Genomic DNA, 21,745 nt, shown 5'->3' on the forward strand with positions numbered 1-21,745 from the left:
ATCGCGCGACGCCACCTCATTTTGCTGCGCGAACTCGGGCGACCGCATAGACTGCGGCTATGTCACTCGACCTCGGCGCTTCAGAGCTGCTGGCGGCTGCCACGCGCGAGCCCTGGCTTGATCCGGATCATTACTGGGGCACGATCGATGCTGCAGCACGCAGACACCCCGGGCCGGTCGTTGCGCTGTCGCTTGCGGCGCTCGCGCGTAACGCGCACGATCTGACGCGTCGAGCGGGCGGGATCCCGGTGCGTGTCGCGAGCAAGTCAGTGCGGTCACGCGCGGTACTAGAAGCCGTGCTCGCGCTGCCGGGATACCGCGGGGTGCTCGGGTACACCCTCGCCGAGGCGCTGTGGCTTGTGTCGACCGGCATCGATGACGTCGTGGTGGCGTACCCGAGCGCGGACCGGGCGGCGATCGCGCAGCTCGCGGCGAACGATGAGCTGGCGGGGCGGGTGACGGTGATGATCGACAGCGCTGAGCAGCTCGACCTGATCGACAGTGTCGCGCACCCCGGGCGGCGCGCCGACGTGCGAGTGTGCATCGACCTTGACTGCTCGTGGAAAGCGCCAACTCTTGGGCACATCGGCGTGCGCCGCTCACCCGTGCACGACGCCGAACAGGCCGAGTGGCTCGCTCGCCACGTGGCAGGCCGGGCTGGGTTCACGCTGGTGGGCGTGATGGCCTACGAAGCTCAGATCGCGGGAGTGGCAGACCGCCCCGCAGGTAAACCCGCGACGGGTGCGCTGATGCGCGCGATTCAGCGGGCGAGCGGGGCAGAACTTGCAGCGCGTCGAGCCGAAGCGATCAGGCGGGTGCGGGGCGAGGCCGAGCTCGAGTTTGTGAACGGCGGCGGTACCGGATCGGTCGAGCGCACCGCGCGCGAGGCCTGCATCACCGAGGTCGCCGCGGGCAGCGGACTATACGGTCCGCACATCTTCGACCACTATGAGGCGTTTGACGTGGCCCCCGCCGTAGGGTTTGGGCTCGACGTCGTGCGCAAACCCACGCCCGACCGGGTCACACTGCTGGGCGGCGGATGGATCGCGTCGGGGCCCACGGCGCCAGACCGGTCGCCCCTGCCCGTGTGGCCCGCAGGGCTCGCCTACGAATCACGCGAGGGAGCAGGAGAAGTGCAGACCCCGCTGCGCGGAGCTGCGGCGCGGGCGCTCACAGTGGGAGATCGAGTGTGGTTGCGGCATGCGAAAGCGGGCGAACCAATGGAGCATACCGAACACATCGTGCCCATCGGCGCCGCCGGTGAGCCGCTCGAGCCGATCGCAACGTACCGGGGCGAAGGGAAGTGTTTTCTGTGACCGCAAAATGGGTGAACTGGGCGCGCACCGAATCATCGCAGCCCGCGACCACGGTAGCTCCACGCAGCGCCGAACAGGTGGTCGCCGCAGTGCAGCGGGCGCGTGACACGGGGCACACCATCAAACCGATTGGCGCGTCGCACAGCTTCACCGCGATCGGTGCGACCGACGGGATTCGGGTCGATATGAGCCGCATGCGCGGGCTCGTGGGTGCCGACACCGCGAAAATGCGCGCAACACTGTGGGGCGGCACGCACCTGTGGGAGGTACCCGCGCTGCTTGCTCCGCTCGGGCTGGCGATGGCGAACCTCGGCGACATCGACCGGCAGACCATCACGGGCGCCACGCAGACCGGCACACACGGTACGGGGCTCGGATTCGGGGGACTCGCTACGAGCATTGTGGGCGCACAGATTGTGACGGGCGAGGGGGAGATCCTAGATATCGACGAGCAGACGAACCCCGAATTGCTGCCCGCGGTTGCACTTGGCCTGGGTGCGCTGGGCATTGTGCTCACGGTGACACTGCAGTGTGTGCCGCGGTTTCTGTTGTGCGCCGAAGAATCCCCGGCGGGACTCGACGAGGTTCTCGATGGTTGGGAGACGCGTGCACACGACGCCGACCACTTCGAGTTTTTCTGGTTTCCACACACTCGGTCGGTGCGTACCAAAACGAACACGCGACTGCCGTTTGACAACCCGCGAAAGCAGCTCGGCCGCGTCGCCAGGTTCGTCGACGAAGAACTCGCGAATAATGTCGCCTTCGGCGCGTGCGCTGCCATCGGTGCCGTGGCGCCGCGCGCGGTGCCGCGGCTTAATCGGCTGATCGAATCGGTGTCGAGCCGCCGAAGCTACGCCGACGAATCGTGGCGTGTCCTCATCACAAACCGCCGCGTGCACTTTCGTGAGATGGAATACGCGGTGCCGCTCGCTGCCGTGCCCGGCGCGGTGCGCGAGCTGGGGGCACTCATCGAACGCGAACGCTTTCGCGTGTCGTTTCCCATAGAGGTGCGCTCGGCCGCGGCAGACGATCTCATGCTGTCGACCGCGTACGGCCGCGAGTCTGGCTACATTGCGGTGCATCGCTTCTGGCGTGAGCGTGACACGGCCTACTTTCGTGAGGCCGAGGCGATCCTTGCCGCCCATGACGGGCGGCCGCACTGGGGCAAAATGCACACGCTCGGGGTCGATCAACTGCGCACGCGGTACGCGCGCTTCGGCGACTTCTTGGCTGCGCGCGAGCGGCTCGACCCGGATCGGGTGTTCGCAAACCCGTACCTGACCCGCGTGTTGGGCGAGTAAACGGCTAATCCACAGCAGACACTTGTTCCGTATCGATACACTTTTCCCATGTCTGGTGGATTGATTGCCGCGCTCGTCGCCGTGGGTGTCCTTGTTCTTCTGATCGGCTATGTCTGGATCACCTACAACTCCCTCGTCACGCTGCGGGTGCGCGTCGATGAAGCGTGGAGCGACATCACGGTGCAGCTCAAGCGGCGCGCCGACCTGATCCCGTCACTTGTTGAGTCGGTCAAGGGATACGCTGCTCATGAGTCGGGCGTGTTTGAAGCCGTCACGAAGGCGCGCGCAGAAACGATCTCTGCCGATAGCCCCGCCGAAGCGTCGGTGGCCGAGGGCCACATGCAACAGGCACTGAAGAGCATCTTTGCTGTGGCAGAGGCCTACCCGCAGTTGCAGGCAAGTCAGAACTTTCTGCAGCTGCAGGGCGAACTCGTTGACACCGAAAACAAGATCCAGGCGTCGCGCCGGTTCTACAACGGTGGCGTGCGCGAGTACAACACCAAGATTCAGCTCTTCCCCAACACCCTCTTTGCGCGGGGGATGGGATTCGCTGAGCGGCAGTTCTTCGAGGTTGACGACGTCGCGTCGATCTCTGAGCCGCCGCGCATTCAGTTCTAACCGGGGCGGGCCGTGTACAGCGCGATTCGCCGCAACAAGGTCAATAGCTTTCTCATCATCCTGCTGTTTCTCGTCATTATTGGCGGGCTAGGGTGGTTGGCCGCATATATTTATCAGTCGCCCGGCATTGTCATTACGGTGATGGTGTTTGCGCTGGGGTACGCTGTGCTGCAGTACTTCCTGGCGGGCAAACAAGCGATCTCGATGAGCGGCGCACAGCGCATCCAAGAAGCCGACAATCCCAGGCTCTATCGCATCGTCGAGAACCTCGCGATCACAACGGGCACACCGATGCCCGAGGTGTACATCGTGCACGACCCCGCCCCCAACGCGTTCGCGACGGGGCGTGACCCCGAGCACGCGATGGTAGCGGCGACTACCGGGCTGCTCGACATCATGACCGACTCAGAGCTTGAGGGTGTCATGGCGCACGAGCTGGGTCACGTGCGCAACTACGACATTCGGGTATCGATGATCGTGTACGGCCTCGTTGTCGCGATCGGCATGCTCGCCGACATGATGATGCGCATGGCGTTCTTTGGGCGCAACAACAACAACAACAACCCGGTCGTGCTCGTATTTGGGCTTGTCGCAATGCTCGTAGCACCGCTCGTGGCGACCATGGTGCAGCTCGCGGTGTCGCGGCAGCGCGAGTACCTCGCCGACGCAACGGGTGCGCTCACAACACGTCACCCCGAGGCGCTCGCAAGCGCCCTGCACAAACTGTCCACCTACGGTAGACCATTGCAGAAGCAGCAGTCGAGCATGGCGCACTTGTGGATCGCTGACCCGCTGAAGCCGGGCCTCGCACAGCGACTCTTTGCCACGCACCCGCCGATTCCCGATCGGATTCGCAGGCTGCTCGACATGGGGGGCAAATTCTAGGGTGCAGCAGGCCGGGCACGCTAGGCTAGGTAAGTTACCCGAGGAGGTTGCTCACCGTCGTGTCCACCATGTTTCGCTCGCTCCGAGGCCGCAACTACCGCATTTGGTTTGCTGGCGCGCTGCTATCAAACGTGGGCGGATGGATGCAATCTACCGCCCAGAACTGGGTGGTGCTCACCGAGCTCAGCGACAACAACGCCTCGGCGGTCGGCGTCACCATGGCGTTGCAGTTCGGCCCGCAATTACTGCTCGTTCCCTTCAGCGGTGCGGTGGCAGACAAGTTTGACCGCCGCAGAGTGCTCATGATCACCCAGAGCCTCTTGATGCTGTGCGCGGCGGCTCTCGGTGTGTTACTCGTCACCGGTGTGGCCGAACTCTGGCACGTGTACGGCTTTGCGCTCGCACTGGGCGTGATTAATGCGTTTGACGCGACTTCTCGTCAGGCATTCGTCTCAGATCTGGTGAAGGGCGACCAGATTTCAAACGCGATTGCATTGAACTCGGCGTCGTTCAACTCGGCCCGTCTCATCGGCCCAGCCATTGCTGGAATCCTGATCGCCGCGGTCGGTTCTGGCTGGGTGTTTCTGATCAACGCCGTGTCATTCTTCGCGGTGCTCATCGCACTGTCCGTGATCAAACCTGATCCGGAGCCGGTGGAAAATGGGCCGCACCGAGAGGGGCAGCTGCAGCAGCTCGTCGCAGGGTTTCGGTATGTGCGGCATCGCCAGGACCTGTTGGTGATCTTTGTGATGGTGTTTGTGCTGGGCGCGTTCAGTATGAACTTTCCGATCATCGCGTCTACCATGGCCGTCGAATTTGGGCGCGACGCGACCGACTATGGACTGTTGTATTCGATGCTCGCGATCGGTTCACTCACGGGCGCGCTCCTCGTTGCGCGCCGCCCCGCGGCCCGCATGCGCGCGGTGATCGCGGCATCGGGAGGCGTGGGCGTGGTGAGCCTCACGGGTGCGTTCATGCCCACGTTTTGGGCGTTCGCGGGGTCGCTCGTGTTTCTTGGTTTTGCTACCGCAACACTTTTGACTACCGCTAACGGATTTGTGCAGACGACGGCAGCGCCGCACGTGCGTGGCCGCGTGATCGCGCTCTATGTGGCCGTGCTGATGGGTGGCACACCGCTCGGGGCGCCACTTGTGGGCGCTGCCGCAGACAGCTTGGGTGCGCGTGCGACGCTCGTGATCAGCGCTGCCGCGGGACTTATCGCATTCTTTGTGGGCGCGATCTGGCTTGTGACGGCGCGCAAACTACGGCCGCACCGGGGCGCTGGCTGGCGGCTGCGGTTTACCCACGTTGGGCGACCGGGGCTCGAAGATGATCCGGCTGAGCAGGTTGAGACGCTCACCGCACCGCTCGATATTTTGCGCCGCCCCGCCGCCCCGATCCCCGCAGAAACTTCGGTGCCGCAAGAGACGGCGCAGGTTCCGCTCACGACCAGCAAGATCCAGCTCCCCGGGCACATCGCAAAGCGTGATGCGGGGGAGTAGGCTGGAGGGGTTCACGCGAACTCGCGTTCGCTTCTTACAACTTAGATGGAGCCAAGATACCGGTGAGTGACTTCCTGTCGGCACAAACCCGCACTGAAACGGACTCGATCGGCAGCGTGGAGGTGCCCGCAGCCGCGTACTGGGGCGTGCACACCTACCGCGCGCACGAGAACTTTCCGATCGCGCGCCGCCCAGTTTCGGTCTACCCCGACTTCGTGCGCGCATTTGCGTGCGTGAAGCAGGCTGCCGCCCGAGCAAACCTTGAGATCGGCGCGCTCGACGAGCAGCGCTCTACCCTCATCGACCGCGCGTGTGAAGAGATCAAGACGGGCATGCTGCTCGACCAGTTCGTAGTGGGAGTTGTGCAGGGCGGCGCTGGCACGTCGACCAACATGAACGCGAACGAGGTCATCACGAACCGCGCACTCGAGCTGGCTGGCCACGAGAAGGGTGACTACTCGTTCATCCACCCGAACGACCACACCAACCACAGCCAGTCGACGAACGACACGTACCCGACCGCGATCAAGATCGCGCTCGCGTTCTCGCTCGAGAGCTTGCTCGAAGAGCTGGCACTGCTCGCCGACTCGTTTGCGGCGAAGGGCCGTGAGTTCAAGGACATCATCAAGGTCGGCCGCACGCAGCTGCAAGACGCGGTGCCGATGACGCTCGGCCAGGAGTTCAACGCGTTTTCGGTCACGCTGCGCGAAGACATCGACCGCCTGCGTGAGGCCGTCACGTTGCTGCGCGAGATCAACATGGGTGCGACCGCCATCGGCACCGGTATCAACGCGCCCAAGGGGTACAAGGAGTCGGTGCTGAAGCACCTGCGCGACATCACGTCGCTCGACCTGGTGACCGCTGGCGACCTCGTTGAGTCGACGAGTGACACGGGCGTGTTCATCACGTTCTCGGGCGCGCTCAAGCGCAGCGCGCTCAAGCTTTCGAAGATCTCGAACGACCTGCGCCTGCTCTCTTCGGGCCCGCAGGCTGGCTTCGGTGAGATTAACCTCCCCGCCCGCCAGGCAGGCTCCTCAATCATGCCCGGCAAGGTCAACCCCGTGATTCCCGAGGCCGTGACCCAGGTCGCGTACGCAGTTGCCGGATCAGACGTCACCGTGTCGATGGCTGTCGAGGCGGGCCAGCTGCAGCTCAACGCTTTCGAGCCGATTATTGCGCACTCGCTGTTCCAGTCGATCACGTGGCTCGAGCGAGCATGTCAGACGCTGCGCGTCAACTGTGTCGACGGGATCACCGCGAACACCGATCGCCTCGACGACATGGTGTCGCGTTCGGTGACCGTGATCACCGCGCTCGCACCCGTCATCGGCTACTACGAGGCCGCAAGCCTCGCGAAGGAAGCGCTGGCGACCAACGAGCGCGTGGGCGACCTCGTGATCTCGCGTGGACTGCTCAGCCAGGCCGAGCTTGACGAGATTCTGAAGCCCGCGAAGCTTGCAGGTATTCACCCCGAGACGGGCAGCATTGATGTTGTTCCCGCCGAGACGGTGGCCGCGAAGGTCGTGGCAGACGACACCGCCGAGTAACACCGCGGCAGCGTTGTAAACGCGAAGGGGGCGGGTGAGCACTCAGTGCTCACCCGCCCCCTTCGCGTGGTGTGTGCGGTAGACGTCTCGGTTACGCCTTCGTGCAGTGTGACGTCACGGCGCCAATCTTTTCGATCGTAACGGTCACTTCACTGCCGGGTACGAGATACAGCGGGGGCTTGCGTGAACGGCCAGCACCGCCCGGCGAACCGGTCGAGATGAGTGTGCCCGGCAGCAGCGTAAGCGACTGCGAAATCGAGGCGATCAGCTCGGCGACCGTGCGAATCATGAACGAGGTGTTCGAGTCTTGCACGCGCAGACCGTCGACATCGGTGGTAATGCCGAGCACCTGCGGGTCAGGGATCTCGTCTGCGGTCGTAACGACCGGGCCCACCGGGGTGAAGCCGTCGAACGACTTGCACCGCGACCACTGCGGTTCGAGAAACTGAATGTTGCGCGCCGTGATGTCGTTGATCGTGGTGTATCCAAACACGTAATCGAGCGCTTCTTCAGCAGAAACATTCTTCGCGGGCTTGCCGATGATCACACCGAGTTCGCCCTCGTAGTCGACCTCTTCGCTCAGGTGCACCGGGATCGGCACCTCGCCATCGTGTGATCCGAGGGAGTTGGGGAACAGCGAGAACAGCACCGGGCCGGAATCGTTGTCAAGGTTGAGCTCGCTTGCGTGCTCGTCGTAGTTGAGGCCCACGGCGAGGGTGATGGGGGGCCCGATAACTGCGGGTCCAAAGCTGATCTCCGTGAGCGGCGTCCACTCTGCGGCCGGCATCGTGCTGACCGCTTTGCGTAGGGCTTTGTGGGCTTCGGGGCCGGCCTCGATGTGCTGCTGCAGGCTGCGTGCGCTGCTACCTAAGCGGCTCACAGCGATGCACGTTTCTTCACGAACGACTGCAAGCTCTGGAGCGGAATCGGGGGAGAAGATTAGGTGCGCGAGTTTCACTCCTCCAGCGTAGCCGACCGTGGCGTGTGGCGGGCGAAAGGAGCTTGTGTGACGTGTCAGGCCGCGTTTTTTGTATGGTCGGCACGGGATTCATACGGCGGCGGCGGTGTTTCCTCTGAGCGAACGGGAAGGCAGGGTGATCAAGTTTCGGGGAGAATGGTGGTCATGACCGAGAATGCGAAGACTAAACCCGAAATTGAATTTCCTGACGGCCCGGCACCCGCCGAGCTGCAGATCGTAGACGTTGAGGTGGGCACCGGCGCAGAGGCAGCCGCGAGCTCAACCGTTGACGTGCACTACCTGGGCGTTGAATACGACACGGGCGAAGAGTTCGATTCGTCGTGGGGCCGAGGCGAGTCCATCAACTTCCCGCTGCGCGCGCTCATCCAGGGCTGGCAGGTCGGTATTCCCGGCATGAAGGTTGGTGGCCGTCGCAAGCTCATCGTGCCCCCTGCCCAGGCCTACGGCACCTCAGGCGGTCATCCGCTGTCGGGCAAGACGCTGATCTTTGTGATCGACCTGCTGGGCGTTAGCTAGGCGACCACTAGCAGGCGGCGGGCACGCCCGCGCGTGGTGAAGAGGGGGCTCGGCCGTGTGGCCGGGCCCCTGTTTCGTCTGCGCAGAGGTGGTCAGCGCGCTCGTGGGTGGTAACGTAGCTTCGTTCAGCACACGCACAGAAAGAAACGGAGCCGCCGGTGACCGCAGTCGACCAGCAGCAGGAGGCACAGGGTAACGCTGTGCCACGAGAACCCAAGAACAGGCTCGACCGGTTCTTTTTGATCAGCGAGCGAGGATCAACTTTCGGCAACGAGATCCGGGGTGGCCTCGTCACCTTCGTCACGATGGCATACATCGTGATCTTGAACCCGATCATTCTCACGAGCGGCGTAGATATCGAGGGTAACTCGCTCTCGTTCCCAGCGGTTAGCGCCGTCACCGCGCTTACCGCTGGCGTGATGACGATCCTGTTTGGGCTTGTCTCGAAGCTGCCGTTCGGTTTCGCTGCGGGACTCGGCATTAACGCCTTCGTGGCGTTCTCGGTCGTCGGTCAGGTGACCTGGCCCGAAGCGATGGCGATCGTCGTGATTAACGGTGTGCTGATCGTGCTGCTGTCTGCCACCGGTCTGCGCCGCATGATTTTTGACGCGGTGCCCGTTGAACTGAAACTCGCCATTACCGTGGGTATCGGCCTGTTCATTGCGTTTATTGGGTTTGTGAACTCGGGCTTCGTGACCGCGACGGGACAGGGGTCACCGCCTGTCGGGCTCGGCGGCGGCGGTTCTATCGTCACCGTGCCGACCCTGATGTTTGTGCTCACGCTCCTGCTCACAGGTGTGCTCGTGGCGGCGCGCGTCAAGGGTGGCCTGCTGATCGGCCTCGTCACGGGAACAGTGGCTGCTGTCATCGTTGAAGCCATTGCAAAGCTGGGCCCGCGCACGGGCGCTGACGGTGATGTCGCGAACCCGGGCGGCTGGGGTCTCACCGTACCGGAACTTGGCGGCGCCCCCTTCAGCGTGCCCGACCTGAGCCTTGTCGGGGCCGTGAGCTTCGATCTTGGGCGCGTGGGCATTGTGACCCTGGTGATGCTCGTCTTTACCCTCCTGTTCACCAATTTCTTCGACGCTATGGGCACCATGACGGGGCTGTCGCGAGAGGCTGGCTTGTCAGACAAGGACGGCAACTTTCCGCGCCTCAAATCGGCCCTGATCGTCGAAGGTGTCGGTGCGATCGCCGGCGGCATGACGTCCTCATCTTCAAACACCGTGTTTGTTGAATCGGGGGCTGGCATTGGTGAAGGAGCCCGCACGGGCTTCGCAAACCTCATCACGGGTGGCATGTTTTTGCTCGCCATGTTCTTCACCCCGCTCACGCAGATCGTGCCTACCGAGGTCGCTGCCGCGGCTCTCGTGATCGTCGGAGCGATGATGATGGCACAGATCAAGCACATCGATCTGGGCGACTTCCGCGTGCTGTTGCCGGTATTCTTGACCGTCTCGGTCATGCCGATGACCTACTCGATCGCCAATGGCATCGGCGCAGGCTTTGTCGCATGGGTGCTCGTGCACGCATTCAGCGGTCGGGCAAAGCAAGTGCACTGGCTGCTGTGGATCGTAGCGGCGGGCTTCGTCGTGTTCTTCGGGCGCGGTCCGCTCGAGGCATTCCTCGGTGCTTAATGCGTAATTGACCTGGGAACGCCCAAACAGAAGGGGCCCGGAATCTGACGGTTCCGGGCCCCTTTTGTGACTTCTACGAAACAATTACTCGTTTCGTTGACAGATGATTCGCAGCACCGATATTGTCTCAATCAGATCACAACACCAGTGTTTGTTAGACATCGGGCGGCCGGAGCAATCGGACGGCCACTCTTCACCGCAGCGTCGCGAAGGAGAGTAGTACATGAGTAGTGTAGGGCTGTTGTATGTCGGGGCCGTGCTGTTTATCAACGGTCTCATGCTCATCGACGTGGTGCCGGCGAAATCTGCCGCCGCGATGAACCTGTTTGTCGGGGGCATGCAGGTCATCTTTCCCACGATCATCATCGCGCAGTCGGGTGGCGACCCCGCGACGATCCTGGGTGCCTCGGGACTGTACCTGTTTGGCTTCACCTACTTGTATGTCGCCTGGAACACGCTCACCGGCGCGAGTGGTGAAGGGCTCGGCTGGTTTTCTCTCTTCGTCGCAGCGTGCGCGGTCGTTTTCGGCATTGTGCAGTACACGATGGCCCAAGACCCGGTGTTCGGCGTGATCTGGTTTGCGTGGGCCGTGCTCTGGTTCATGTTCTTTCTGGTGTTGGGGCTCGGCAAAGCCCATCTGGGTCGCTTCACCGGCTGGTTTACGCTCTGGCTGGGCATCTTTACGGGCGCGATCCCCGCACTGCTCATGCTCACCGGCCAGTATGTGACCGGCACCACAGAAGGCCTCATCGCTCTTCTGATCGCAGCGGTGCTGTTTGTCCTGTCTTGGGTGCTGGGCAAGCCACGGGCCGAAGGCGACGTGGCTGCGAGCGCCACTCCGGTCTCATCTCGGGCCACGTAACAGCAACCGATTTCAACTGTATCCACACAAAGAAAGGGGCCCATTCGTGCCCAACTACCGGTTCAAATGTGCACAGGGTTGCGAGTTCGATGCACTGTATTCGATGCAGGAGGTACCGCGTGAAACGAGCTGCCGCGCCTGTGGTTCGACCGCGAAACGCGCGGTGACCGCACCACACCTATCGGGTGCGGGCACAGCGGCGTTTGGGCTCGTGGATCGCGCCGCCCGCAGCGCTCACGAACCCAGTGTGGTATCGAGCCTGCCGAGCACGGGCGGCAAACAACAGCGCTACACGCACAACCCGCTGCACGCAAAGCTTCCGCGCACCTAGACCTCGCTCGAGGTGCGCGTGTAAATTTCGACGGCACCGAAGCCGTCGAAAATCCGCAGGAACAAGTAGGAAGTACGAAAGGTAGAAGTCGATGCCCGAACACATTTTCAAGCTGGATTCCAATAAGCGATTCGTTGACCAGGAGAAGCTCGGCCACAACAGGTGGCACCCCGAGATTCCGCCCGTCGCAACAGTCAAGCCCGGAGACAGCTTTCGTGTGGACTGCCGTGAGTGGTTCGACGGGGCGATCAAGAACGATGACTCCGCACAAGACATCCTTGACGCTCCGCTACTCACAGTGCACACCCTGAGCGGCCCCTTCAAAGTTGAAGGCGCAAAGCCCGGGGACCTCCTCATCGTTGATATTCTCGACGTTGGGCCCATCCCGCAAGAGGACAACGGGCCGCTCGCGGGTCAGGGGTGGGGGTACACCGGCATCTTCGCGAAGCGCAATGGTGGCAGCTTTCTCACCGACCAGTTTCCCGACGCGTACAAGGCGGTGTGGGACTTTAACGGGCAAACCGCGACATCCAGGCACGTGCCGGGCGTCTCGTTCACCGGCATCATTCACCCGGGCCTCATGGGCACGGCGCCGTCGGCTGAACTACTCGCCAAGTGGAACAAGCGCGAGGGTGACCTGATCGCGACGGACCCGCTGCGGGTACCACCGCTCGCCCTGCCACCCGAGGCGGAGCACGCGATTCTCGGCGGGCTCGACCGCGGTGAGTGGGCCAGGGTGGGCTCGGAGGCGGCGCGTACCGCGCCGCCGCGCGAGAACGGCGGCAACCAAGACATCAAGAACCTGTCGAAGGGCACACGTATCTTCTACCCCGTGTTCGTCGACGGGGCGAACTTCTCGGTGGGTGACCTCCACTTCTCGCAGGGCGATGGTGAGATCACCTTCTGCGGCGGTATCGAGATGGGCGGGTTTATTGACCTGCGCGTTGACATTATTCGCGGCGGGATGGAGACCTATGGCGTCGCTGAGAACGCCATTTTCATGCCGGGCAACGTCGAACCGCAGTACAGCGAGTGGCTCGCGTTCTCGGGTACGTCGGTCACCCTCGAGGGTGAGCAGCGCTACCTCGACTCGCACCTGTCCTATCAGCGGGCGTGCCTGCACGCGATCGACTACCTGACAAAGTTCGGCTACAGCCCCGAGCAAGCGTACCTGCTGCTCGGCGCAGCCCCCATCGAGGGGCGCCTGTCGGGGGTCGTCGACATTCCCAACTCGTGTTCGACGGTTTACTTGCCCACGGCGATGTTTGACATCGACATTAGGCCGTCGGCATCTGGCCCCGCGCAGATCGACCCGGGAATTGGGGCACCGCGCGCGAACGCGTAGCGCCAACCCCAGCGTTTAGCACACGCCTAGAGCAAGGCCCCCGGCTGCCCGCCGGGGGTCTTGCGTATTTTGGCGCTCGGGCTGAATAAGCACGGTGAAAGCGGATACGGTACGAGCGAGGGGAAGCAAAGATCGGTAGTGGGTACTTCAACCACCACAACCGAAGGAGACACCCATGCAACTTTCGCCTCAGTCACACGCTCTCGTCGAAGCGACCGCGGCGGTTGTCGCCGAGCACGCCGACGAGATCACGAGTGTGTTCTACCCGGCGATGTTCGCGGCCAACCCCGAGCTGCTGAACGTGTTCAACCAGGCTAATCAGGCCGTCGGTGAGCAGCCTCGAGCACTCGCAGCATCAGTCGTTGCTTTCGCTGTGCAGCTGATTGATCCGAATGCGCCGGACTTCTCGCCCGTTATGCGGAGGATCGCGCACAAGCACGTTTCGCTCGGTATTCAGGCCCGCTCGTACACGATTGTCGGCCATCACCTGCTGGCCGCTGTGAAGACCGTTCTGGGTGACGCAGTCACGCCCGAGATCGCCGCTGCGTGGGACGAAGTCTACTGGCTGTTTGCGACTGCGCTGATCGCCGAAGAAGCCCGCCTGTACGCGCTGGGCGGCACCGACCCCGAAATTCCGTGGCGTGACTACCGCGTAGCTGAGCGGTTTGAAGAGACCGACGGAATCTTCTCGCTACTGCTGGCCCCGGTCTCGGGCGAAGCACCCGAGCACCACACCGGCCAGTACGTCGCTATTTCCGTCGAGCTACCGGGAGGTCTTAGGCAGCCCCGGCAGTACACGATCTCGTCTGGGCCACGCGGTGACACCCTGCGTGTGACCATCAAGCGTGTGCTGGGGGAGAACGGTGCCCCCGACGGGCAGGTATCGGGCTGGCTGTACGACAACGCTGTGCCTGGCGCCGTGTTGCAACTGTCGCAGCCGGCGGGCGACGTGGTGCTTGACGCGTCTGATGACCCGCTCGTGCTCGTGTCTGCAGGAATCGGCATCACCCCGGTGGCCGCGATCATGGAAGACCTGTCTAGGCGCCAGCCCGGCCGCACCGTGCGTCTGTTCCACGCCGATCAGTCGCACGATACACACGCGCTGTACGCGGGCCTGCGCAGGCAGGTCCTCGCCATGAATGATGCGCGCGCCCAAAACTGGTACGCACAGCATGCAAGCGACGCACCAACGTTGCACCCCGCGAAGACGGGTCGCATGAGCCTTCGCGACGTCGAGCTGCCTGAGGGAGCGCGGGTATTCATGTGCGGGTCGCTGCCGTTCATGCAGGCGGCACGCCGCGACCTCGTAGGCCGCGGCGTGCCGAGCGATCGCATCCACTACGAGGTGTTTGGGCCCGACATGTGGGCCCAGAACCCCGCGTAACACCTGCGCCTGACGTTATACGGTGATGGGGCGGCCCACTCCCACGGGGGTGCTGGCCGCCTCGATCCGGATCACGATCGCTTTCGACACCGGCGTGTTGCTGCCGATAGCGGTGCTGTCGAGCGGCACGAGCACATTGGCTTCTGGAAAGTATGCCGCGGCGCAGCCACGCGCTGTGGGAAACGCGACCGTGCGAAACCCGCGCAGTACGCGGTCGGGCTCGTCCTTCCACTCACTGAAGATATCAACGGTCTGACCGTCGCGAAGCCCCAGCTCAGCAAGATCGTCGGGGTGCACAAAGATCACGGAGCGGCCGCTCTTGATGCCACGGTAGCGGTCATTGAGACTGTAAATGGTGGTGTTGAACTGATCGTGCGAACGCATCGTCTGCAGCAGCAGGCGACCGGGCGGGCAGTCGACGTGCTCGAGCTCGTTGACCGTAATGCGGGCCTTGCCCGTGTCAGTGTCAAAGCGACGTTCGTCGCGGGGCCCATTTGGCAGAATGAAGCCGTCGCGGCGGCGAGTTTTCTCGTTATAGTTCTCACAGCCCGGCACAACCCGAGAGATGTGATCGCGAATCACGTCGTAGTTGTCGACCATTGCGAGCCAGTCAATGCCGTACTTGTCACCCAGGGTGGCGTGCGCCATGCCGCCGATCACCGCGACCTCAGACCGCATCTGGTCTGAAATCGCCTTCACCTGCCCGTGCGAGGCATGCACCGCGCACACCGAGTCTTCGACGGTCACATACTGGGGGCCCGATAGCTGCACGTCGATTTCGGTGCGGCCGAGCACCGGCAGAATCAGTGCCTCGTCGCCGGTGATCACGTGTGAGCGGTTCAGCTTGGTTGAGAACTGGACGCTGAGCTTCGTCTTGCGCATGGCAGACTCGGCGAGGTTCGTGTCAGATATTGCGCCCAGCAGGTTACCGCCCAGGCCCACCCACACCTTGATCTTGCCCTGGTCGAGCGCCCTGATACCGTGCACAGCATCGACGCCGTGGTCACGCGGCGGCTCAAAGTTGAACTCTTTGCCGAGCGCGTCCAGGAACGAGTCGGGCATCTGCTCCCAGACCCCCATGGTGCGATCGCCCTGCACGTTCGAGTGGCCGCGAATGGGGGAGGCGCCAGCGCCCGGCTTGCCCATGTTGCCGCGCAGCAGCAGCAGGTTGATGATCTCCTTGATCGCGTCGACACCCTTGCGGTGCTGGGTGATTCCCATCGCCCAGGCAATGATGACCCGCTCAGAGTTCAGGTAGCGGTCTGCGAGCTCATCGATCTCGGCCGAAGACAGGCCGGTGGCCTGCTCGACCTCGCGTTCGTCGACGTTCTTCATGTGTGCGGCGAACTCTTCGAAGCCGTCGCAGTGACGCTCAATGAAGTCGCGGTCAAGCACGGTGCCCGGGTTGCGCTCCTCTGCTTCGAGTACGCGTTTTGAGATCGCCTGCAGCAGTGCCATGTCGCCGCCCAGCCTGATCTTCATGAACTGGTCGGCGATCTCGATCGGTTTGCCGACATAGCCGCGCACCTTCTGCGGATCCTTATAGCCGATGAGGCCCGCCTCTGGCAGCGGGTTCACGGCGACAATCTTGGCGCCGTTCTCTTTCGCTTCCTGTAGCGCCGTGAGCATGCGCGGGTGATTCGTGCCCGGGTTTTGCCCCATGATGATGATGAGATCTGACTCGAGAAAGTCATTGTAAGCGATCGTCGACTTACCGATGCCCACCGAATACTGCATTGCGGTGCCCGTGGACTCGTGACACATGTTGGAGCAGTCGGGGAGATTATTTGTGCCGAGGGCGCGGGCGAACAGCTGGTACATAAACGCCGCCTCGTTTGAAGCGCGGCCGCTCGTGTAGAACGAAGCCTCGTTGGCATGCTCAAGACCGTTCAAGTGGTCGGCGATGATGCTGAAGGCGCGATCCCAGCTGACAGGCTCGTAATGGTCTGAGTCCTTCGCCTTGTACACGGGCTCGATGATGCGACCCTGCATGCCCAGCCAGTACTCGGTCTTGTCCTCGAGCGATGTGAGCGAGTGCTCCTTCCAGAATGCACGCTCCACTTTGAGCGGCGTCGCCTCCCACGTCACAGCCTTGCCGCCGTTTTCGCAGAACTCTGCGATCTTGCGGTGGTCAGGGTCGGGCCAAGCGCAGCTCATGCAGTCGAAGCCGTCTTTGTGGTTGATCTTGAGCATCAGCTTCGCGGTGCGGGCGAGTCCCATGCCCTTGAGGGCGGGTTCCATCGAGTGGTAGACACCACCGAGGCCCGCCGCGTAATCTTTCGGGGCAGAGACCTCGAGGTCGGCGTCCGAAAAGTCATTCTTGGGGGCCTTGGGAGTCATGACTTGCCTGCTTTCGTGTGCAGCGTATCGGCGGAGGAGCCCGCCAGGGAAACGGTGGAGTTGGTGACGCGATCCGGCCTTGCATAGATCACCATAGACGGGCCGCGCAAGAAACCGATGAGCGTGAGGCCCGCGTCTTCGGCGAGATCGGCCGCGAGCGACGAAGGAGCAGAAACGGCCGCGAGCATGGGGATCCCCGCCATGATCGCTTTCTGCGTGAGTTCGAAACTCGCGCGCCCCGACACCATGAGTACGCAGGAGCGCGCCGGAAGCAGATCGCGCATAAACGCCCAGCCGACGACCTTGTCGACGGCGTTGTGCCGCCCGACATCTTCGCGAATCACGAGCAGCTCGCCCGTCACTCCGTCGAACAGCGCCGCGGCGTGCAGTCCGCCCGTGCGATCAAACACGGCCTGCTGCGCGCGCAGCGCATCGGGAAACGTGGCGAGCCGCGCGGCATCGATCTTGAGCGGGTCGCTTGCGACCTCGAACCGCGAGTTCGTGTGCACATCGTCGATGGACGACTTGCCGCACAGCCCGCACGCGCTCGTCGTCGTGAAGTTGCGTGCGAGACTCGGGTCGGGCGGCGTGATACCCGGGGCGAGCTGCACGTCGAGCACGTTATAGGTGTTGCCGTCGTCTGCTGTGGCGCCCGCACAATAGCGGGCGGTCGACATGTCTGCAGACGCCGCAATCACACCCTCTGACACGAGAAACCCTGCGGCGAGTTCGACATCGTAACCCGGGGTGCGCATGGTGACGACGAAGGAGGAACCGCCGAGACGAATCTCGAGCGGCTCCTCTACCGCCAGAAAATCAGCGCGGTGAGAGACCTCCGCCCCTACTGTGAGGCGGGTGACTCTGCGGCGGGCTGCTATTCGTGACACGTTACTTGCTTAGCACCGATGAGGCGCCGGATCAAGCCGTGCTAGTTGCCCAGTACCTTTTGGAACGCCTGGGCGTACCGGTTGTCTTCCTCGGACGTGAGTGAGCGCATGTCATAGACCTTGCTCGACATGCTCTCATCGGGAAAGATCAGCGTGTTCTCGGCGAGTGCTGGATTGAGTTCTTGCATTGCCTCGCGTGCGCCCTTTACTGGCGTAACGTACTGCACGTACTCGGCGACCTGGGCCGCGACCTCGGGCTCGTAGTAGTAGTCGATGAGCTTGTGCACCTGGTCGGTCGATTCGGTCGCGACGGGCATGCAGAAGGAATCGATGAAGAGCGCCGCACCGGCATCTGGGACCACGAACTTCCAGACTTCTTCGCCCTCTTCTTCATTGAGCATGGCGATGTCGCCCGACCAGCACATGCCGGCGAGTACGTCGCCCTTCTGCAGGTCTTGTGTATAGGAGTTGCCTTTGACGTTAAAGACCTGGCCCGCGCGCAGCTGCTTCTCGACGACGTCGAGAGCCGCAAAGAACTGATCGTCGCCCCAGTCCCCGGTAATGTCGACGCCCTGTTCGAGCATCACGAGGGCGAGCGTGTCGTCTTGCTCGCTGAGCAGGTTCACCTTGCCCTTGAGGTCGGGGCGCCAGAGGTCTGAGACGCTCTCAACGCCCTGCGGGTACAGCTGCGTGTTGTAACACAGGCCGGTCATGCCGGCCTGGTACGGAATTGACCACTCACGATCCGGATCGAACGTGGCGTGCTGCACCATATCGATCATCTGGCCGTTCACATTGGGCAAGAGCGCACGGTCGAACTCACGTAGTTGGTCTTGTTCGAAGAGTCGCACGAGCGAGGAGTCTGTGAGACAGAATACGTCGTAGCCGGTGTCTTGCTCGAGCTTAAGTTGATCCTTAATCTTGGCGATGAAGGTCTTGTTGTCGTCGATGTCTTCGTAGTACTCGGCGGTGATGTTGGTGAGTTCCATGAACTCATTCAGGCTCGGGTTCTCACCCGTATCTTCGTCGTAGTCGAGATAATACGTCCAGTTGGCCCAGCGGACTTTGCCGCCTGAGCCGTCGCCTGGGCCAGACGGGCCAGCGCAGGCGCTCAGGGCGCCTGCGCCTACGAGGGCGGCTCCCAGCGCGCCGCCGCGCAGTAGCTGACGTCGGCCGAGCTGTGCCTGGCGCATGCGGCTGACGATTTCGAGGACGATGGGGTCTTGCGAACGGGGCGACATGTTTCCTCCCTTGGAAACCACGAACTTCACTGTTGTCAATCATCATGACACATTCGCTGATCGAAGGGGGAGTAAATCGCACCGCGACGAGTGTCGCAGGGGTTGCTACGCGCCCACCACGCGGTCGCGCAGCTGGTGCACGAGGCCGGGGTCGGCAACAAACATGAACGGCTCACCCGGGGCCGTGCCATCTGGGGCGCCCAAGATTTGCAGACCAGCCTCGGTGGCAATGAGGGCGCCTGCGGCATAGTCCCACGGTTGCAAGCCGAGCTCGTAGTAGGCGTCGATTCGGCCGCAAGCGACCATGCACAGGTCGCCCGCAGCAGATCCCATGCGGCGAATATCGCGCACGGTGGGAATGAGGCGCGCAGCCATCTCAGCCTGGGTCTCGCGGCGCTCTACCGTGTATCCAAAGCCCGTCGCCACGAGCGAGGTGGCTAGGTCGGTGTTGCCGGTGGGGGTGATGGGTGCGCCGTTCAAGCGTGCCCCACCGCCAGTGTAAGCCTCGAACATTTCGTCGCTGTTGGGGTTATATACGGCGCCAGCGATGGCGCGGCGTCCGTCGGCGTACGCGGTATCGTCGGGCACGGTCGCGGCGATGCTCACGGTGTAGTAGGGAATGTTGTACAGGTAGTTGACGGTGCCATCAATGGGATCGATGACCCAGGTGATGCCACTCGTGCCAGGGACCCCGGTACCCTCCTCGCCGAGTACGCCATCGTCGGGGCGGGCTGCGCGCAGCGCCTCGGTGATGAGTTGTTCAGCTTCTCGGTCTGCCTCGGTGGCAATATCGACCGCACTTGACTTGGCCGCCGCAACGCTCACACCGCGGTGGCGCAGTGCAACAATGCGGGCGCCCGCGACTCGTGCAACGTCTGAAGCGATTTGGGCAAGGGTAGCGGGGGAGTGTTGAGCCGAGGTCATGCATCGAGCCTAGCTCGCGAGTGTGTGAAAAGGTGCTCGCAGGTGCTAAGATAACAAGGTTGCCGTTTAACGGCCGCGGATTAAGAGAGCCCCAGCATTCAGCTGACGGCGCCGCGCAGCAATTGAAAGGGGTCCCTATGGCACTGGAATCAGCAGTCAAGAAGGCCATCATGGAAGAGTTCGCGACCAAGCCCGGTGACACCGGTTCCCCCGAGGTTCAGGTGGCAATGCTCACGCGTCGCATCAAGGACCTGACCGAGCACCTCAAGGATCACAAGCACGATCACCACTCGCGCCGTGGCCTGCTGCTGCTCGTGGGTCAGCGTCGCCGCCTGCTGTCGTACCTGCAGCGTCTCGACATTGCACGTTACCGTTCGCTCATCGAGCGCCTCGGCCTGCGTCGCTAAGTTTTTCGATCCTTCACGGATTGCTCAAGCGCCCGTCACCTTTCGGTGGCGGGCGCTTTTTGCTGCTGGATCCTGCGATTCGCAAGCTCACGCAGGATGACATGTGAGGCCACGGCAAGATGGCGCTGGAGGTGTGCGCGACGTGCCTCTGGTCATGCTGCGCGACGTTCCTCTGGTCATGCTGCGCGACGTTCCTCTGGTCATGCTGCGCGACGTTCCTCTGGTCATGCTGCGCGACGAAGGAGTCGCAGTATCCAAGCGCAGCCTGCCGGTAAACGAGTGATGGCCCCCTCGCAACTGCGAGGGGGCCATCACGATTCAGATCAGATTAGATCTTCGACGAAGCGTCCTTCAGAACGCTACGCAGGATGCCACCGATCTCAGCGAACTCCGACGGACCAATGGTCAGCGGGGGAGCAAGCTGGATGACGGGGTCTCCACGGTCGTCGGCACGGCAGTACAGGCCGGCGTCCCACAGAGCGGGCGACAGGTAGTCGCGCAGGAGTCGGTCTGACTCCTCCTCGTTGAACGTCTCCTTGGTCGCCTTGTCCTTGACAAGCTCGATGCCGAAGAAGTAGCCCTCGCCGCGCACGTCACCGACAACGTCGATGTCGAGCAGCTTCTCGAGCTCGGCGCGGAACAGCGGGCTGTTCTCGCGCACGCGGCCGTTGAGGTCCTCTTCCTCGAAAATGTCGAGGTTTGCGAGGGCCGCAGCAGCTGCCGCCGGGTGACCAGCGAAGGTGAAGCCGTGGTAGAAGGTGTTCTCGACCGAGTTGAAGGGCTCCGACACCTTGTCCGAGACGATCATGGCGCCGAGGGGCACGTAGCCCGAGGTGATGCCCTTCGCCGAGGTGATGATGTCGGGCTCGTAGCCGAGCGCCTTCGAAGCGAAGAAATCGCCCACGCGGCCGTATGCACAGATGACCTCGTCAGATACGAGCAGAACGTCGTACTTGTCGCAGATCTCGCGCACACGCTTGAAGTAACCGGGGGGAGGCGGGAAGCAGCCACCCGAGTTCTGTACGGGCTCGAGGAAGACGGCCGCAACGGTGTCTTCGCCCTCAAAGAGGATCGCCTCTTCGATGCGGTTAGCGGCCCACTGGCCGAACGCCTCGATGTCGTTTGAGGGGGCGCCCATCTCTTCTGCACGGTAGAAGTTCGTGTTGGGCACGCGGTGACCACCGGGGGTCAGCGGCTCGTAGAACTTCTTCATGTCAGGGATACCGGTGATCGCCAGAGCGCCCTGAGGGGTGCCGTGGTACGCGACCGAACGCGAGATCACCTTGTGCTTCATGGGCTTGCCCTGGATCTTCCAGTAGTGCTTGGCAAGCTTGAACGCCGACTCAACAGCCTCGCCACCACCAGTGGTGAAGAAGACCTTGTTCATCTGGCCGGGAGCGTAGCTCGAGAGGCGCTCCGACAGCTCAATTGCTGCGGGGTGCGCGTACGACCAGATCGGCATGAAGTCGAGCTGCTTCATCTGCTTGGCAGCTGCCTCGACGATGCGATCGCGGCCGTGGCCAGCGTTCACAACGAACAGGCCTGCGAGGCCGTCGATGTACTGCTTGCCAGCAGCGTCGTAGATGTGGTGGCCCTCGGCGCGCGTGATGACGGGGATGCCGTCGTTGAGCACCTTGCGGTTGGTGAAGTGCGGCCACATGTGCTTCTTGGCCGAAGCCTGAAGCGCGGGAGTGTCGACCGCGGCAGTCGGATCAAATGACAT

At 62.8% G+C, this 21,745-nt stretch carries 20 protein-coding genes; 14 read left to right on the top strand and 6 right to left on the bottom strand.

Annotated features, from left to right (window positions below; translation table 11 throughout):
• Positions 1-59: 59 nt before the first annotated feature.
• The 6 genes from ACXR2W_RS04785 to ACXR2W_RS04810 all read left to right on the top strand — a co-directional run bounded on the left by ACXR2W_RS04785 (position 60) and on the right by ACXR2W_RS04810 (position 7,169).
• On the top strand, positions 60-1,316 hold the full coding sequence (locus ACXR2W_RS04785) for a type III PLP-dependent enzyme domain-containing protein (RefSeq protein WP_458814137.1): 1,257 nt from the start codon (positions 60-62) through the stop codon (positions 1,314-1,316).
• Positions 1,304-2,617: a D-arabinono-1,4-lactone oxidase gene (locus ACXR2W_RS04790; protein ID WP_458814139.1), complete on the top strand. Its 1,314-nt coding sequence runs from the start codon at positions 1,304-1,306 to the stop codon at positions 2,615-2,617. The genes ACXR2W_RS04785 and ACXR2W_RS04790 overlap by 13 nt, the downstream gene beginning before the upstream one ends.
• A gap of 48 nt (positions 2,618-2,665) precedes the next feature.
• Positions 2,666-3,235 carry a LemA family protein gene (locus ACXR2W_RS04795; RefSeq protein WP_458814141.1) on the top strand — a complete coding sequence of 190 codons (570 nt, stop codon included), beginning with the start codon at positions 2,666-2,668 and terminating at the stop codon, positions 3,233-3,235.
• A gap of 12 nt (positions 3,236-3,247) precedes the next feature.
• Positions 3,248-4,120, top strand: a complete 873-nt coding sequence (locus tag ACXR2W_RS04800; protein ID WP_458814143.1) for a M48 family metallopeptidase — start codon at positions 3,248-3,250, stop codon at positions 4,118-4,120.
• A gap of 68 nt (positions 4,121-4,188) precedes the next feature.
• A complete protein-coding gene (locus ACXR2W_RS04805) occupies positions 4,189-5,622 on the top strand; it encodes an MFS transporter (RefSeq protein WP_458814347.1) in 1,434 nt (477 codons plus the stop codon).
• A gap of 62 nt (positions 5,623-5,684) precedes the next feature.
• Positions 5,685-7,169, top strand: coding sequence for an aspartate ammonia-lyase (locus ACXR2W_RS04810; protein WP_458814145.1), 1,485 nt, complete (start codon positions 5,685-5,687; stop codon positions 7,167-7,169).
• Between the two features lie 91 nt (positions 7,170-7,260).
• Here the strand turns inward: ACXR2W_RS04810 and ACXR2W_RS04815 are convergent, their stop codons facing one another.
• Positions 7,261-8,127, bottom strand: a complete 867-nt coding sequence (locus ACXR2W_RS04815; protein WP_458814147.1) for a fumarylacetoacetate hydrolase family protein — start codon at positions 8,125-8,127, stop codon at positions 7,261-7,263.
• A 165-nt stretch (positions 8,128-8,292) separates the two neighbouring features.
• Between ACXR2W_RS04815 and ACXR2W_RS04820 the strand changes: the two genes are divergently transcribed.
• From ACXR2W_RS04820 to ACXR2W_RS04845, 6 genes are all read left to right on the top strand, one after another.
• Positions 8,293-8,664 (top strand): FKBP-type peptidyl-prolyl cis-trans isomerase, encoded by a 372-nt coding sequence (locus tag ACXR2W_RS04820; protein WP_458814149.1) that lies wholly within the window; start codon positions 8,293-8,295, stop codon positions 8,662-8,664.
• 158 nt (positions 8,665-8,822) lie between these two features.
• Positions 8,823-10,301: an NCS2 family permease gene (locus ACXR2W_RS04825; RefSeq protein ID WP_458814151.1), complete on the top strand. Its 1,479-nt coding sequence runs from the start codon at positions 8,823-8,825 to the stop codon at positions 10,299-10,301.
• A 223-nt stretch (positions 10,302-10,524) separates the two neighbouring features.
• Positions 10,525-11,163 carry an AmiS/UreI family transporter gene (locus ACXR2W_RS04830; RefSeq protein ID WP_458814153.1) on the top strand — a complete coding sequence of 213 codons (639 nt, stop codon included), beginning with the start codon at positions 10,525-10,527 and terminating at the stop codon, positions 11,161-11,163.
• Positions 11,164-11,326: 163 nt separating this feature from the next.
• Complete coding sequence (locus ACXR2W_RS04835) at positions 11,327-11,494, top strand: hypothetical protein (RefSeq protein WP_458814155.1); 168 nt, start codon at positions 11,327-11,329, stop codon at positions 11,492-11,494.
• Between the two features lie 91 nt (positions 11,495-11,585).
• The gene (fmdA, locus tag ACXR2W_RS04840) at positions 11,586-12,839 is read left to right on the top strand and encodes a formamidase (protein WP_458814157.1); all 1,254 of its coding nucleotides are present in this window, start codon (positions 11,586-11,588) and stop codon (positions 12,837-12,839) included.
• A gap of 175 nt (positions 12,840-13,014) precedes the next feature.
• Complete coding sequence (locus ACXR2W_RS04845) at positions 13,015-14,223, top strand: globin domain-containing protein (protein ID WP_458814159.1); 1,209 nt, start codon at positions 13,015-13,017, stop codon at positions 14,221-14,223.
• 15 nt (positions 14,224-14,238) lie between these two features.
• Here ACXR2W_RS04845 and ACXR2W_RS04850 read toward each other — a convergent pair whose 3' ends face one another.
• The 4 genes from ACXR2W_RS04850 to ACXR2W_RS04865 form a co-directional block, all read right to left on the bottom strand.
• Positions 14,239-16,563: an FdhF/YdeP family oxidoreductase gene (locus ACXR2W_RS04850; RefSeq protein ID WP_458814161.1), complete on the bottom strand. Its 2,325-nt coding sequence runs from the start codon at positions 16,561-16,563 to the stop codon at positions 14,239-14,241.
• A complete protein-coding gene (gene fdhD / locus ACXR2W_RS04855; protein WP_458814163.1) occupies positions 16,560-17,450 on the bottom strand; it encodes a formate dehydrogenase accessory sulfurtransferase FdhD in 891 nt (296 codons plus the stop codon). The genes ACXR2W_RS04850 and fdhD overlap by 4 nt, the downstream gene beginning before the upstream one ends.
• A 41-nt stretch (positions 17,451-17,491) precedes the next feature.
• Complete coding sequence (locus tag ACXR2W_RS04860) at positions 17,492-18,691, bottom strand: ABC transporter substrate-binding protein (protein ID WP_458814165.1); 1,200 nt, start codon at positions 18,689-18,691, stop codon at positions 17,492-17,494.
• Between the two features lie 105 nt (positions 18,692-18,796).
• Positions 18,797-19,615, bottom strand: a complete 819-nt coding sequence (locus ACXR2W_RS04865) for an inositol monophosphatase family protein (RefSeq protein ID WP_458814167.1) — start codon at positions 19,613-19,615, stop codon at positions 18,797-18,799.
• A 137-nt stretch (positions 19,616-19,752) separates the two neighbouring features.
• Between ACXR2W_RS04865 and rpsO the strand changes: the two genes are divergently transcribed.
• Both rpsO and ACXR2W_RS04875 read left to right on the top strand, forming a co-directional pair.
• Positions 19,753-20,022, top strand: a complete 270-nt coding sequence (rpsO, locus tag ACXR2W_RS04870; protein WP_458814169.1) for a 30S ribosomal protein S15 — start codon at positions 19,753-19,755, stop codon at positions 20,020-20,022.
• A 133-nt stretch (positions 20,023-20,155) separates the two neighbouring features.
• Positions 20,156-20,305: a hypothetical protein gene (locus ACXR2W_RS04875; protein WP_458814171.1), complete on the top strand. Its 150-nt coding sequence runs from the start codon at positions 20,156-20,158 to the stop codon at positions 20,303-20,305.
• Positions 20,306-20,350: 45 nt separating this feature from the next.
• Here ACXR2W_RS04875 and ACXR2W_RS04880 read toward each other — a convergent pair whose 3' ends face one another.
• Positions 20,351-21,745 carry an aspartate aminotransferase family protein gene (locus ACXR2W_RS04880; RefSeq protein ID WP_458814173.1) on the bottom strand — a complete coding sequence of 465 codons (1,395 nt, stop codon included), beginning with the start codon at positions 21,743-21,745 and terminating at the stop codon, positions 20,351-20,353.

The organism is Leucobacter faecis (assembly GCF_054456695.2).

What these genes read in the sequence shown, in the direction of transcription:
- ACXR2W_RS04820 (WP_458814149.1), top strand. Translation starts at nt 8,293, where the DNA reads ATGACCGAGAATGCGAAGACTAAACCCGAAATTGAATTTCCTGACGGC.
- rpsO (WP_458814169.1), top strand. Translation starts at nt 19,753, where the DNA reads ATGGCACTGGAATCAGCAGTCAAGAAGGCCATCATGGAAGAGTTCGCG.
- ACXR2W_RS04865 (WP_458814167.1), bottom strand. Translation starts at nt 19,615, where the DNA reads ATGACCTCGGCTCAACACTCCCCCGCTACCCTTGCCCAAATCGCTTCA.
- ACXR2W_RS04845 (WP_458814159.1), top strand. Translation starts at nt 13,015, where the DNA reads ATGCAACTTTCGCCTCAGTCACACGCTCTCGTCGAAGCGACCGCGGCG.
- ACXR2W_RS04785 (WP_458814137.1), top strand. Translation starts at nt 60, where the DNA reads ATGTCACTCGACCTCGGCGCTTCAGAGCTGCTGGCGGCTGCCACGCGC.
- ACXR2W_RS04860 (WP_458814165.1), bottom strand. Translation starts at nt 18,691, where the DNA reads ATGTCGCCCCGTTCGCAAGACCCCATCGTCCTCGAAATCGTCAGCCGC.
- ACXR2W_RS04880 (WP_458814173.1), bottom strand. Translation starts at nt 21,745, where the DNA reads ATGTCATTTGATCCGACTGCCGCGGTCGACACTCCCGCGCTTCAGGCT.
- ACXR2W_RS04795 (WP_458814141.1), top strand. Translation starts at nt 2,666, where the DNA reads ATGTCTGGTGGATTGATTGCCGCGCTCGTCGCCGTGGGTGTCCTTGTT.
- ACXR2W_RS04850 (WP_458814161.1), bottom strand. Translation starts at nt 16,563, where the DNA reads ATGACTCCCAAGGCCCCCAAGAATGACTTTTCGGACGCCGACCTCGAG.
- fmdA (WP_458814157.1), top strand. Translation starts at nt 11,586, where the DNA reads ATGCCCGAACACATTTTCAAGCTGGATTCCAATAAGCGATTCGTTGAC.
- ACXR2W_RS04805 (WP_458814347.1), top strand. Translation starts at nt 4,189, where the DNA reads ATGTTTCGCTCGCTCCGAGGCCGCAACTACCGCATTTGGTTTGCTGGC.
- ACXR2W_RS04830 (WP_458814153.1), top strand. Translation starts at nt 10,525, where the DNA reads ATGAGTAGTGTAGGGCTGTTGTATGTCGGGGCCGTGCTGTTTATCAAC.